Annotated in this window: 11 protein-coding genes and 2 tRNA genes; 5 read left to right on the forward strand and 8 right to left on the reverse strand. The window is 43.5% G+C overall.

From position 1 onward, the window contains the following. Window positions 1-94: 94 nt before the first annotated feature. The 3 genes from RAH45_RS03245 to RAH45_RS03255 are packed head-to-tail and all read left to right on the forward strand — an operon-like array spanning window position 95 to window position 1668. Window positions 95-505, forward strand: coding sequence for an OsmC family protein (locus tag RAH45_RS03245; protein ID WP_191692570.1), 411 nt, complete (start codon window positions 95-97; stop codon window positions 503-505). A 35-nt stretch (window positions 506-540) separates the two neighbouring features. Next, the gene (locus tag RAH45_RS03250) at window positions 541-1005 is read left to right on the forward strand and encodes a flavodoxin family protein (protein ID WP_191692569.1); all 465 of its coding nucleotides are present in this window, start codon (window positions 541-543) and stop codon (window positions 1003-1005) included. Window positions 1006-1017: 12 nt separating this feature from the next. Beyond that, on the forward strand, window positions 1018-1668 hold the full coding sequence (locus RAH45_RS03255; RefSeq protein WP_191692568.1) for a DUF938 domain-containing protein: 651 nt from the start codon (window positions 1018-1020) through the stop codon (window positions 1666-1668). 265 nt (window positions 1669-1933) lie between these two features. Here RAH45_RS03255 and RAH45_RS03260 read toward each other — a convergent pair whose 3' ends face one another. Together RAH45_RS03260 and RAH45_RS03265 are read right to left on the reverse strand one after the other, a co-directional pair. Beyond that, a complete protein-coding gene (locus tag RAH45_RS03260) occupies window positions 1934-3088 on the reverse strand; it encodes an RNA-guided endonuclease InsQ/TnpB family protein (protein ID WP_306495489.1) in 1155 nt (384 codons plus the stop codon). Further along, on the reverse strand, window positions 3085-3696 hold the full coding sequence (locus RAH45_RS03265) for an IS607 family transposase (RefSeq protein WP_306495490.1): 612 nt from the start codon (window positions 3694-3696) through the stop codon (window positions 3085-3087). The genes RAH45_RS03260 and RAH45_RS03265 overlap by 4 nt, the downstream gene beginning before the upstream one ends. Before the next feature lie 441 nt (window positions 3697-4137). Here RAH45_RS03265 and RAH45_RS03270 point away from each other — a divergent pair, with 441 nt between their 5' ends. Together RAH45_RS03270 and RAH45_RS03275 are read left to right on the forward strand one after the other, a co-directional pair. Further along, entirely contained in the window at window positions 4138-6225 is a 2088-nt protein-coding gene (locus RAH45_RS03270; protein WP_306495491.1) for a catalase, read from the forward strand. 264 nt (window positions 6226-6489) lie between these two features. Continuing rightward, window positions 6490-7272, forward strand: a complete 783-nt coding sequence (locus RAH45_RS03275; protein ID WP_191692456.1) for an MBL fold metallo-hydrolase — start codon at window positions 6490-6492, stop codon at window positions 7270-7272. 96 nt (window positions 7273-7368) lie between these two features. Here the strand turns inward: RAH45_RS03275 and RAH45_RS03280 are convergent. The 6 genes from RAH45_RS03280 to RAH45_RS03305 all read right to left on the reverse strand — a co-directional run bounded on the left by RAH45_RS03280 (window position 7369) and on the right by RAH45_RS03305 (window position 13684). Then, window positions 7369-7444 (reverse strand) — tRNA-Lys (locus RAH45_RS03280). A 156-nt stretch (window positions 7445-7600) separates the two neighbouring features. Further along, a tRNA-Lys gene (locus RAH45_RS03285) sits at window positions 7601-7676 on the reverse strand. 390 nt (window positions 7677-8066) lie between these two features. After that, window positions 8067-10061 (reverse strand): MacB family efflux pump subunit, encoded by a 1995-nt coding sequence (locus tag RAH45_RS03290; protein ID WP_198329097.1) that lies wholly within the window; start codon window positions 10059-10061, stop codon window positions 8067-8069. 100 nt (window positions 10062-10161) lie between these two features. Next, entirely contained in the window at window positions 10162-11559 is a 1398-nt protein-coding gene (locus RAH45_RS03295) for a permuted SH3 domain-containing protein (RefSeq protein ID WP_306495492.1), read from the reverse strand. Between the two features lie 248 nt (window positions 11560-11807). After that, window positions 11808-12887 carry a DNA polymerase III subunit delta gene (locus RAH45_RS03300; RefSeq protein ID WP_198329095.1) on the reverse strand — a complete coding sequence of 360 codons (1080 nt, stop codon included), beginning with the start codon at window positions 12885-12887 and terminating at the stop codon, window positions 11808-11810. A gap of 137 nt (window positions 12888-13024) precedes the next feature. Then, complete coding sequence (locus RAH45_RS03305; protein WP_198329107.1) at window positions 13025-13684, reverse strand: LPS-assembly lipoprotein LptE; 660 nt, start codon at window positions 13682-13684, stop codon at window positions 13025-13027. Between the last annotated feature and the right edge of the window lie 153 nt (window positions 13685-13837).

Raw genomic sequence — 13837 nt, forward strand, 5'->3', positions numbered from 1 at the left:
GTTCAATATATTTTTGAATCTAAGTGGTTATTAAATAACTCTTCCTAATTGTATTAAAAATTTTGATTTACTGTTTTTCGTATGAGAGAAAACTATGACTACCTCAAAAGTAACCTATCAAGGCGACCTACGCACCACAGCCATTCACTTGCAATCAAACAATGAAATTATTACTGATGCGCCAGTGGATAATCAGGGTAAAGGTGAAGCATTTTCACCGACTGATTTATTGGCGACCAGCTTAGCCAGTTGTATGTTGACGATTATCGGTATTAAAGCGCGTGATATGGAAATCGACATTGCAGGTACCACAGCTGAGGTGACCAAAATAATGGCTGCTGACCCAAGACGTGTCAGTGAAATACATGTCGAGATCACTTTTAGTCAAGCATTAGACGATAAAACGCAAAAAATACTTTACAACACTGCGCTGACTTGTCCGGTTGCGAAAAGTATCCATCCTGATATCATTCAAAAGGTGACTATTAATTCTAAGAGTTCTTAACTGCAAGAACTAATAACTTCTATAAAGGTGTTGATATGGCTAGCAAAACCTTACTTATCGTCGCACATGCGCCATCACCGAATACCAAAAAGCTAGCGCAATCAGCCTACGATGGTGCTAATCACTCCGATATAGATATCAACGTCATAATCAAATCTCCTCAAGATACGCAGCCTGAAGATGTGTTAGCTGCGGATGCATTATTATTAGGCACGACTGAGAACTTGGCATATATGGCGGGGCTGACCAAAGACTTTTTTGATCGCTGTTATTATTCGGTGTTAGAGAAGAAGCAGGGCATGCCGTTTGCACTATATGTTCGTGCAGGTCATGATGGTACGGGTACCAAGCTTGCCATAAAGACCATTACCACTGGGTTGCGCTGGGAATGGATTCAAGAAGCGCTGATTTTACAAGGTGATTGGCAAGAGGTATTTACTGAGCAAGTCGAAGAGTTGGCGATGACACTGGCAGCTGGGGTAGAATCGGGTATTTATTAATAAGGTGTTTTTATGGTTAAGGATAACTTAGGGAATATAGTTTCTAATCTACCATTTTCTCAAGCGTGTGAAAATAATCAGCAGCCAATACTAGAAGTCTTACAGCAAGAGTTAAAAAAATCGCATCATGTCTTGGAAGTGGGTTCAGGGACGGGGCAGCATAGTGTCTATTTTGCGCCACGTTTGACGCATTTACACTGGCAGACCAGTGATGTGCTTGCTAATCATGCCATTATCAATGCTTGGCATGCTGCGTATCCTGCCCTGAATTTATATGCGCCGCTTAGCTTTGATGTATCGTCTGATTCAGTGCCGATAAATAAGACTATCAATGCGCCTTACGATGCGGTATTTACCGCCAATACTTTGCATATTATGTCGTGGTTTTTAGTCAGGAAGTTATTTGAGTTGGTCGGCAATATGCTACCTTTAGAGGGAAAGTTCATCATTTATGGACCCTTTAACGAAAATGGCCGTTATAGCAGTGATAGTAATCGACAGTTTGACTATAGTCTTCGACAGCGTGATAGCAACAGCGGCATTCGCGCCTTAGAAGACATCATAGCAGTAGCAGAAAAACAGCATTTACTGCTAATAAATCGCTATAAAATGCCCGCCAACAATGAAATATTAGTTTTTCAAAAAAAAGCTAACTTACTATAATATTTTAAAAGTATATTTTAAAAACTCACTCCTATCTTCTAAGTCATTCTAATCATATTTATCCGCCAAAACCTTAAAGTCCTTTTTATAGCGTTTAACCGTTCCAAAAATCTTACTCAAACCTAGCCAATATTGACTATTAGATAGGTTTGACGTTTTCTTTCTGCTTCATTGTCACGCGCTATTTCTCATTTGAGATTTAGACTGACCACGACTCCACAGACTTTTTTAATTGGCGATGGAACTCACCGTCCAATAAACAGGATTATGCAGCTGTTAAAATAACAGTCGCGTTATTTAAAATATTGATGCTGGCGTTGAGGTCACGGTCATGAGAAACCTGACAGTTAGGGCACAACCACTCACGCATTTTCAATGTTAGCTCATCTTTACCAAGGATATGATTGCAGTTTGAACAGGTTTTTGAGCTTGGGTAGAAGGGTCCGACTGATTTCACAACCTTGCCTTGCTCAGTGGCTTTGTAGATAAGCTGTCGCTTAAACTCAAAGAAACCCAAGTCACTGATAGCTCTTGATAGCCGCCTGTTCTTAACCATACCTTTGACATTCAAATCCTCAATCGCAATCACATCGAACTCATTAACCAGACTTGTTGTGATTTGATGGAGAGAATCTTGCCTAATACACCTGATCTTATAGTGCAAACGAGAGAGCTTGGTTTTCGCTTTATCTCTGTTTTTACTGCCTTTTTTAGTGCGACTGAGCGCTTTGTTTAGCGTTCTTAGTTTTTTAAGGTTTGCTTGAAGTGGTTTTGGCGCTTTAATTTTAGTGCCGTCTGATAAAACCAGTAAGTCGGTAATACCAAGATCAACACCAACGCTTTTACCTGTCTTTTTAGTAGGAATTACAGCTTTTTGTATTTCAACAGCCACACTAACAAACCACTTACCGCCACGTTTAGAGATGGTGGCTGACATGATCTTGCCGTCAAAACGTAAAGCTTCTTTTAAGCGAACCCAGCCCAAGTTTGGGATACGAATGGATTTACCTTTAATGGCAAATTGGTCGTTGGATAAACTGAATCTATCGTCACGGCCTTTTTTACGAGCGGTTGGGTATTTCGCTAAGCCTTTAAAGAAGTTGTTATAAGCATCACCCAACTGCATGATTGCCGCCTGCGGAGCGCATTTGGTCACTTCCAGCATATAGGGGAATAATTCACGCTTAATGGCGTTCAATTCGCGTCTGAGCTTCGCCTGTGAGGGCTTGTTTAGATTTTTAGTATCAACCTCAACGCCTGCGGCCAAACACGCATCACGGTACGCTTTGTCAAGCGCATACTGCCGCTGCCACTCATGCAAAGCCCAGTTGTAGGCTTTTCTCGCCACGCCACAAGCACGAGCAAGATGATTTGCCTGTACGTTGTTTGGCTTGAGTTCGATAATGTGTCCACGGATCATAATGCTTTTTTAACCGCCTCTATTAATTGTTGGTTTTTCTTGCTGCTAGAGCCGTATAGCCTCGCTGAAAATACGGTGATAATCTCCAATACATCTTGGGCTAATTCTTGCTCAAAACTCAACTCTTCACCTTGATTGATTATTACCACTTCAACGTCACGAGCCTCACACAACATGAAAACCAGTTCTGCACCAAATCGTAAAAGCCTGTCTTGATGGGTAATTACCAGCCGTTCAACTTTATTGCTCAGTATGTCATCAAGCAGGTTTTTTAAGCCTTTCTTTTTATAATTCATTCCACTACCAAGATCGGTAATCGTCTCAAAAGTCCAGCCTTGCCTGGCACAATAAAGTTCCAAAACTTGAGACTGGCGAAGTAAGTCGTCTTTTTGATCACGACTCGACACACGAGCATAAGCAATGGTTTTTCGGTCTAATTTAGGTGGTGTATTCAAGGAATGCGGTCTGATTTCACTTAAATCATATCGCCTATGCCCGTTTTCGGTTCGCTTGGCGACTAACGTACCATCCTCATCCCAACGTCTTAATGTGGATTGAGCAACCCCGAAATGTTTGGCAGCCTCCCCAATACTAACCAGTTTCCCCATAACTTGCTCTCTATATTATAGATATAATCTATCTATTATAGTAATAAATAGGTAGGTTTGTATATGTTTTATTTAACTGTTTGCAACCCTTCATACATAGCTGCTCATCAGCTTTTTCTGTCTTTATCCTCATCATCATTTCACTATAAAAACGTGTCTGCAAACAGACGTGATTTGGCTGATGCGTAACCAAAAATCAACACGCTTAACGATATATTTGACATACCGACGGCAGATTTTGAGTAATATAATTGATGAGCTTATCGATGCTGTCATGTATCAATGTCTAACAGCTTTCTCATCTATTAAGAAACAATCGCGCTGAACACAGACAATTAAACGACATCTGAAGTCAAAGCTATCTCTAAGGATATAAAACTGTGTTGGTGCTTATTTGGTGGGCTACCTGTAGTCCATTTTACTCATTAGCTAGGATATTTTATGAAGAAGAATATTGATCATACCGACCCCGCTAAAAATATGAATACCGAACGTGGTAATGGCGGTGAAACGCATCAGCGTACCGATGGTGATACAAGAGCGATGACCACTCAGCAAGGTGTTGTCATTTCTGACAATCAAAACTCGCTTAGAGCCAATACTCGTGGCCCCACGTTATTAGAAGATTTTGTTTTACGCGAAAAAATTACGCATTTTGACCATGAGCGTATTCCTGAGCGTGTGGTGCATGCGCGTGGTAGTGCCGCCCATGGTTATTTTGAGCTGACCGAATCATTAGAAGAGTATACGACAGCGAAAATTCTTACCGAAACGGGTAAGCAGACGCCTTTGTTTACCCGTTTTTCTACCGTAGCGGGTAATAAGGGCTCAAAAGATACGCCGCGTGATGTGCGCGGTTTTGCGGTGAAGATTTATACCGAAGAGGGTAACTGGGATATCGTCGGTAATAATATGCCGATTTTCTTTATTCAAGATGCGATGAAATTCCCTGATTTGGTACACGCGGTGAAACCAGAACCAGATCGCGGCTTTCCGCAGGCAGCCTCTGCTCATGATACCTTTTGGGATTTTGTCTCGCTTAGCCCTGAAACCATGCACAATGTCATTTGGCTGATGAGTGACCGCGCGCTACCGCGTAGCTTTGGTATGATGGAAGGCTTTGGTATTCACAGTTATCGTTTTATTAATAAAGATGGCAAGAGCACCTTTGTACGTTTCCATTGGAAACCAGTCCTTGGGGTACAATCGCTGATTTGGGATGAAGCAGTCAAAATCTCGGGCGCCGATCCTGATTATAATCGCCGTGATTTATTTGAAGCGATTAATAATGGCGATTATCCAGAGTGGGAGTTCGGTGTTCAGTTATTTACTGAAGAAGAAGCCAATGAGTTCCCATTTGATCACTTAGACGCGACCAAACTGATTCCAGAAGAATTGGTACCCGTGCGCATCGTAGGTAAAATGGTACTCAATCGCTATCCAGATAACTTCTTCTCTGAGACTGAGCAAGTGGCTTTCTGCCCATCGCATTTGCCACCGGGCATCGACTTTAGTAACGACCCATTATTGCAAGGCCGCTTATTTAGCTATCTAGATACGCAGCTGTCACGTTTGGGATCACCAAACTTTGCGCAGATTCCGATTAATGCGCCAAAATGTCCGTTTGCAAACAATCAGCAAGACGGTCATATGCAAATGCAAATACCGAAAACTCGTACTCTGTATGATCCACAAAGTTTAGATCCTGAGCGCCCACGTGAAAGCGTAAAAAAAGGCTTTGAGTCGTTCCACGAGCAGCTAGATGATGGCATTAAAGGTCGCGTGCGCGCTGAAAGCTTTGCGGACCATTATAGTCAACCGCGTATGTTTTACCGTAGCCAGACGCCAGCTGAGCAAGCTCATATCGCTTCTGCTTATGCGTTTGAGCTTGGCAAAGTAGATACCCCGCATGTACGAACACGAATGCTTGGTCATTTAGTGAACATTGACGAAGACTTGGCAAATCGTGTGGCAACGGCATTAGGAGTGAAACTACCAGAAGCAATAGAACCAGCAGCGCCAGTACAAGATTTGCCAACCTCTGAGCCATTACAAACCATTGGTCGTACGCCAAAGAGTTTAAAGGCACGAATGATTGGGATTTTAGTCGCAGAAGGCTCAAAGCATAGTGAGATTAAGAAATTTGAAGAGGCGGCTATGGCAGAGGGCGCGCGCGTTAAGATTGTGGCACCAAATAAAGAAGTCACTTTAGATGATGGCACTATCATACAAGCCGATGAGCGTGTCTCTGGTGGTCCGTCAGTCATGTTTGATGCCGTGGTTAGTATCATTATGCCAGATCAAGCGAAGAAGCTGGCTAAAGACAGCGCAACGTTGGATTGGTTCAATGATGCTTATGTGCACTGCAAAGCGATTGCTTATTGCGGCGCGACCGATGAGTTTATCTTAAGCAAACTACCCGTTGAAAAAGATGCGTTTGTGACGCCACTCGCTGAGATTGATAGCTTTATTGAAAATGCCAAATCACGTTTGTGGGAGCGTGAGCCAAAGGTACGCGACTTGGCTTAATTGACATTTAGCTTATTAACTCCCTCTTGTAATAATAAAAAACTCAGCCGCTGCGCTGGGTTTTTTATTGGGTAACGTTTTAAATATCCTATCAATACGTTATCAGCGATTTATCTCTAGTCACAAGCGTTCACTCAAAGACATTTATTTTAGGATAGCGAGCGTTATACTAAAGGACAAGCTTTCATCGTATTAGCAATAAAGTGAATAAATAATTCGTTAATGAAACATAGGAATGACAAGAAAAGCGGTCAAGGAAGATAAATGAGTTTATGTCAAATCGTACGTTTGGATGGCTATATTCAAAGTAGCTATCTGGCGGTTTATCCAGATAAATTAATGCTATTGGACGGCGGTTGTCGCCCTGATGTGGCGCTGGTGTTGGGTTATATTAAAGATACGCTAAAGCGTCCTATTACTGATTTAAAAGTAGTGGTCGTTACTCATATGCATCCAGATCATGCCGGCGGCGCGCATAAGCTTAGAAAAGCCACTGGTTGCTTGATTGTCTCGGCTGCTAGAGACACGCAGTGGTATAGCGGCATTGGCGGGCAAGTCATGCATTTGATTGATTTGGGTTTAGCTCACTATGTGGCCAAGCGTCAAGGACGTCCTTTTAAAAGGCTCTGGTATCCTGCGCATCTGCAACCTGATTTGACCGTTAGTGATGGCGATACCGTACCGCATTTTGATGATTGGCAGGTATTTGAGACGCCAGGGCATACAGATCGTGATTTGTCTTTATTTCATCTGCCAAGTCGTGAGGTCTATACCGCCGATTTAATCATCAAGCTGCGCCATAAGTTTGTCGCGCCATTTCCTATTTATGATCCCAAAGTTTATATCAAGTCGCTACAAAAGGTAAAAGACTTACAACCGTCTAATGTCATGATGGCGCATGGCTGTGAGTTGGGTATCGATGCTGCAACTTTTGACAGTCTAATTGCACAAGCGCCTAAACATCGGCGCACCATCAAAGATACCATTAAACATAAATTGCTTTGGCGCCAAGATGATGGCTTTAGCCTCCGTAAGCGTAAACGTTGAAAGCTAAAAACGTTTACGCTATAAACTAAAGCTTCACCAAAATAAAAAGCGCATAAAAAAAAGCCCAATCATTAAATGACTGGGCTTTCTTAAATATGGTGGGCCGACCGCGACTCGAACGCGGGACCAATTGATTAAAAGTCAACTGCTCTACCAACTGAGCTATCGGCCCTGAGAAGCGTTAAAAAATTGCATGACAATTTTAGCTTCGCAAGATAAATTTCCTTAAAGGGAAATTTATTAAAACTTGACATCAAAAACAATGTCTTTAAACTTATTACGCCACTACCGGATAGGGTAGCATACATGACAAGGATACTACTAAATATGGTGGGCCGACCGCGACTCGAACGCGGGACCAATTGATTAAAAGTCAACTGCTCTACCAACTGAGCTATCGGCCCTGAGAAGCGTTAAAAAATTGCATGACAATTTTAGCTTCGCAAGATAAATTTCCTTAAAGGAAAATTTATTAAAACCAGACATCTAAAAAATGTCTTAAGCTTAGTTTCTTTATCTATTCATGAATCAATATCAAAAGAGACAATAAGCTTGTTTACCCGTTTAGATTATTTGTATCTCTAAACGTGAGAGCACATTATATATATAATTATGACAATTACAACCCCGAATGCTAAAAAAAGTGCAAATCAGTGTAAATTAATCCTATTTTTTTAAATTTAAGCGTTAACTGACTTTTAGAGACCTTAGCATTTTATAAAAATTACGTTTCGAACGCTATTTTTACCCTTATTTTTTAATATTGATCTTTAGTAATTGGTCATAAAATTATTCTAATCTCTAGATAGTGCTTCTACGGGATCTAATTTGGCAGCGTTACGTGCAGGCAAGAAGCCGAAAACAACCCCAATCAGCGTCGAGCAAATAAAGGCGGCAATAATAGATGTTGGTGAATAAATGACTTGGAAGCTGTCACCACCAACACGATTGATGATTTCACCGATGGCAAACGCCAGCCCAATCCCCAATAGTCCGCCTAAAATACAGACCAAAACGGCTTCAATGAGAAACTGCTGCATGATATCGCTTTGACGCGCTCCAACGGCCATACGTACGCCAATCTCATTGGTGCGCTCGGTCACTGATACCAGCATGATGTTCATGACGCCAATACCGCCGACGATTAGCGAGATAATAGCGATAGAAGATATCAGCAAGGTCATTGTTGCGGTGGTCGCTTCAATGGTTTGGCGAATCGAGTCTGAGTTACGGATGCGAAAATCATCGGTGCCATGCCGACCTATCATAAGCTCAGAGATAGCAGCTTCAGCGGCGGCAGAGGAGATATTGTTATCAATCAGCGCGACAAAGCTTTCAATATAAGCGCTGCCTATCAGCCGCGACATCATGGTAGTGTAGGGCATATAGAGCGTAGGCGAATCAACGCTACGACGAAAGCCGCCATCGTTTGGCTCTAAGACGCCAATAACGCGCCCAGGAACGCTGCCTATGAGTAAGACTTCGCCAATCGGATTGGCATTGTCGGGGAAAAAGGTCTTATTGGCATTATCATCGATAATAATATCTTGGGTACGGCGTAAGATACTTTGTTCATCGAAACCTTGACCTAGAGCTAACTTTTCACCGCTGACATCAAGATAGTCTTTACCAACGCCGCTAATGCTAGCAGCTTCTTGGATATTACGATAGCGGACGTTCATATTGCTATTGAGCTGCGGGCTGACACTGACCACATACGGCTGGTCAGCGACCGCTTGAGCGTCTTGCGGGGTTAGATTGTCATCGTTGTACTGCCGTCTAGGGTCGCCGTAGGGGTAGCCATCAGTGACGGTGATGGTATTGGTACCTAAAGAGCTGATATTGGACAATATCTGCTCTTGTGAGCCCTTACCAAGACCGACGACTGATACCACCGACGCAATACCAATGATAATTCCTAACATCGTCAATAAGGTGCGCATTTTATGGGCGCGCATGGCAAGCAAGGACATTTTAAACGCTTCAAATAAGCGGTCGATAAAGCTGCTAAACGCGCTTTTACGGTGCTTATCTATGACAGCGGCTGGCTGTGGTTCTGCATGCTGATAATCGTCGTTTTTATAGTCGGCAATGATATAGCCGTCTTTGATTTCAATGACACGCTCAGCTTGAGCGGCAAGGCTAGGGTCGTGGGTGACCATGATGATGGTATGACCTTGGGCATTTAAATCTTTGAGGATTTGGACGACATCTTCGCCCGATTTACTATCAAGCGCACCCGTTGGCTCATCGGCTAAGATGATATCGCCGCCATTCATTAGTGCCCTTGCGATAGAGACACGCTGCTGCTGACCGCCCGATAGCTGACTTGGTCGATTATTTACCTTGTCGCCGAGTCCTAAGTCTGACAATAGCTTTTCGGCGCGCTCGCTGCGAACTTGTCCATCCATCCCTGCATAGACTGCGGGTACCGAAACGTTATCGCGGGCGTTGATATCACCCAATAGATGATAGCGCTGAAAAATAAAACCGAAGTGCTCACGGCGTAGTTTTGCCAGCTCATCGGCATCTAAGCGGCTGACCGATTGACCAAATATTTTATAGTCGCCCGCCGTTGCTTGATCTAAGCAGCCCAAGATATTCATCAAGGTGGATTTGCCTGAGCCCGATTGGCCAATGATAGCGACCATCTCACCTTGGTTGATGGTCAAATTGATATCATGTAAGACGCGAATGGTCTGCTCACCAGCTGGAAACTCTCTAATCAAGCCTTTGACTTCCATCAAAGGCTTGCCAGTGGCATTAAGCGTCAGGTCTTGATTACTCATTTGCTATCCTGCTTATCTCAAATCTTAAGTCATTATCAAAGCCAAAGTTGATGTACTGCTGGCGTCGATTTATTTAAATATTCTTAGCAAACTTTAAATACTAGAAGGGTCGACCGCCTCTGCTACCTTTACCGCCTTTGCCTTTATCAGCACCTTCTTCGCTTAATATGACTTCATCACCTTCTTTTAGACCGCTTAATATTTCCGCATTAACTCGGTTATTGATACCGACTTTGACCGTTTGCTCAACGACTTCACCATCGGCTTTAAGGACACGTACCATCGCCATGGTTGCACCAGAGTCATTATCTGGGCGAGAGTTATTATCACCACTTGCGGCAGTATTAGCAGTAGCTGCGCCCTTTTTAGCATTGCCAGAATTGCGAGATTTACTGGCAGGCTGTAGGGCAGCAGAAGGAATAAGTAGTGCATTTTTTGCTTGATTGATGACGATATAAACTTGCGCGGTCATATCGATACGAAAGCGGCGCTCGGTATTAGGGACTTCAATATAACCGACATAGTAGATGGCTGCATCGGTCGAGCTGGTGTCGCTGATTTTCTCAGGAGCGGGTTCGATGGCTTTGAGGGTCGCGTCGTATTTTTGGTCGGGATTACCGATGATATTAAAATAAACGGGCAAGCCTGCTTTGACGTTAATAACGTCGGCTTCAGAGATTTGCGCATTGATACGCACGGTGGATAAATCCGCTAAGGTAACGATGGTTGGCGCAGTCTGATTGGCGTTGACCGTCGTCCCTTGCTCAGTGGTCACCGATACCACTGTTCCTGACATCGGCGCACGGATGGTGGTATAGCTTAAATCTTCCTGCGCAGTGCTAACGTTGGTTTGAGATTTACGTAATGCTGCCTGTTGGCTGTTGATATTGGCCTCAGTTGTTGCAATCGCTGCTTTTGCGGTATCGATAGCAGCGCGGGCATTGGCGACTGATGCTTGTGCGGTGGCAACTTTGGTCGCTTGCGTATCGTAATCTTGCTGTGATATGGCATCGATAGCCAGTAAACCTTGCAAGCGTGAGAAATCTGCTTGTGCTTGCTTTAATTCAGCTTGACGGCTGGCAAGATCCGCTTGCGCACTTTTTAGACTCGCTTGACGGCTTAGCGACTCGGCACGCGCGCTTTGTAACGCCGCTTCACTTTGCTCGAGGCTCGCTTGCTCATTACTTAAATTATTCTTTTGCGTCACCTGATCAATCTGCGCAATTAAATCGCCTTTTTTGACTTCATCGCCGACGTCGACAAACAGCCGCGTCACTTCACCAGATACCTGCGCACCCACATCGACGGTATTTAACGCCTTTACTTTACCCGATGCCATGACGTTATTTTCGATATCGCCAATCTCAGCGGTCGCCGTTAGATAGTTGGGTGTGGTGTCTTTTGGTTTAAAGGTTTTGTAGGCTAAAGCCCCTAAAGCTACGATGACAAGGGCAATGACGCCCCATTTAATAGCAGACTTTTTGCTCATTTTGCGCATGACAACAATCCAATCACAGTTAAATCAAGTGTAGCTATAGTAGAGGCTTGGCGACCAAAAGGGAATGGCAATTAGTTTGCGAAACGTTAAGAGGAAGAATTGTAACGGTAATAACTATTAAATTTTAAACAAAAAAACAACCCTACATAGAGGGTTAAATAAGAAAAAATGATGAGTTGTTTAGTAATAAATGCTTTAGATGATGACGCGGGACAGGAAGACGTTTTTTTGCTTGCTTGCCTGATAGTCTAATGGGCTTTAAACAGACGTTGCCCTGATAGCTCAAGCGCTGCTTGTAATAATAACTCCCACGCTGGCTGGCGCACCAAACCCTTAATCGCTTGGTCACATTTATAAAGCAATGCTGGCCAAGTGGCTGTTTGAGATTTTGAGTGGCGGCGGCACGCTTGCTGATATAGGCCTTGTTTGCTACGCCAAATGCCAAGTGCTTGCGGGTCTTGTCCATCCATTAGTTGTATAATCTGGCGCATGTCTTTACTAATTGCCCATAAAACCAAAGTGGTTGGTTCATCAGTGGCTTTAAGTTGAAAGATAATTTTGGCAACTTGGGCGCTATTGCCAGCAAGCATGGCATCGGATAAATCGAACACACTAAACTGCGCATCACTGACCAATGCCGCTTGTAAATCATTAATATCTAATGCCACGTTTGTCAGAGGCTGGCTAGAAGGGTTTTCATGACTAGTATTTTTACTATCAACCTCTGCCATCAATTGCGGCGCAAATAAATACGATAGCCGCCACAAGGTTTGATAGGCACTAAGCAGATGATGTTCGGTATGTGACATCAAGAGTTGCCAAGCTTCTTGCGATAAGGTTAAGCCAAACTGCTGGGCTTGTATCTGCAATAACTGCTGGCGCTGCTGCTCGTTATACAAATTGCAATCGATAATATGACCATATTGCGCAAACGGTGCAAACCATTTGCTGGTCTGCGCGCGTTTGTCTTGCTTTGGTGTGAGCCATAACAAGCTATGGCTATGCGCCCCTGTCTGCGCATCGATGGCAAAACGTTCAAGCTCGGCAATAACGGCTTTATCAGGTTTATGGTTGCCTGTTACGATAAGCGCACTTGCATCATCGAATAAAGACTGACTGACAAGCTCTGACAACACTTCTTGCCAACTCTTCACTGATACCAGCTCGATACGCTTAATAGCGTAATTCTGTGCGCGCCAATGCGGACGCAGCGCATCGATAAGCCATTGACTGAGTAACGGCTCATCACCGTGCGCCAACCACAAGCCCGCTACTGCAACGGAAGGCTGTAGCAGTTTTGGATAAGCTTGTATAAAGGTATCTTGCATAGAGAGAATGACACAAGGTTATGAATAGGTGATTAAAGCTGGTTATATTTAAACGCTTTAAACAGAAAAGCGTTTAAATATAGGCAGTTTTAATAAGGATGTTTTTAAAAATTAATTTTAAAAATAAAAAACTAACATTAAGATTTTGGTGCTATCACGGCAGTAGATACTGAGCCTTTACCATTTTGCATAGCGGGTTTGCTACTGTTAGGAGCAATCTTAGGCAGCGCAATCGCCACATATTGGTCAGTAATTCGGCGTGCTAAACTATCGTAAAGCCAATCACGAATTTGGTCGCCTTGCTGATCATCGGTACTTACCGATGCTTCGTTATACTGGTAGCTACGCTCAACTTGGATAGGGTTGGTCAGTGTCACAGGTTTGCCATTCTCGATGCTTTGATAGCTAACATCAGCTGACATTACCAAGCGAATCTCTGTTAAGACGCCAACTAACTCGTAACGCTTAAAGCGGACATTGTTCACGGTGATTGCCGCGATAGGTTCAGCGCCCGCTTTTCGGTTATTGTTAGCCACATCTGCTAAGGTCATATTATCAATAACTTCGACCCCTAACGCTTTTAAGCGACTGACGAGGGGCAGTTTTAATGGAAATGAGGTGCGATTGTCTTCGATAATCACCGCGGTTTTGTTGACGTCAAACAACATTGGCGCATCATAGCCGCGTAGCTGAAAGCCGCAACCACTAAGACTAGCACCTGCGCCCAAAACTGCAAACATTGGCAAAGCTGTCAGTAGCATCGTTGCCAGTTTTTGCGCGCTTGATTTATAAGTCATGGTGCTTTGTCCGTCTGATTTTGTTTGCTGTGCCTGCAAAGCTCGGTGCTTATACGACATAATCGCTATCCTTATTTTGATAAGAAGACCCAAGAAAGAGAGTTTGAAAACGCCATGATTGAAGTCGCAGCGTTTAAAAACTTAATCCTTAAA

It is taken from the genome of Psychrobacter sp. van23A, from assembly GCF_030845275.1.
In the GTDB taxonomy this organism is placed as follows: domain Bacteria; phylum Pseudomonadota; class Gammaproteobacteria; order Pseudomonadales; family Moraxellaceae; genus Psychrobacter; species Psychrobacter faecalis.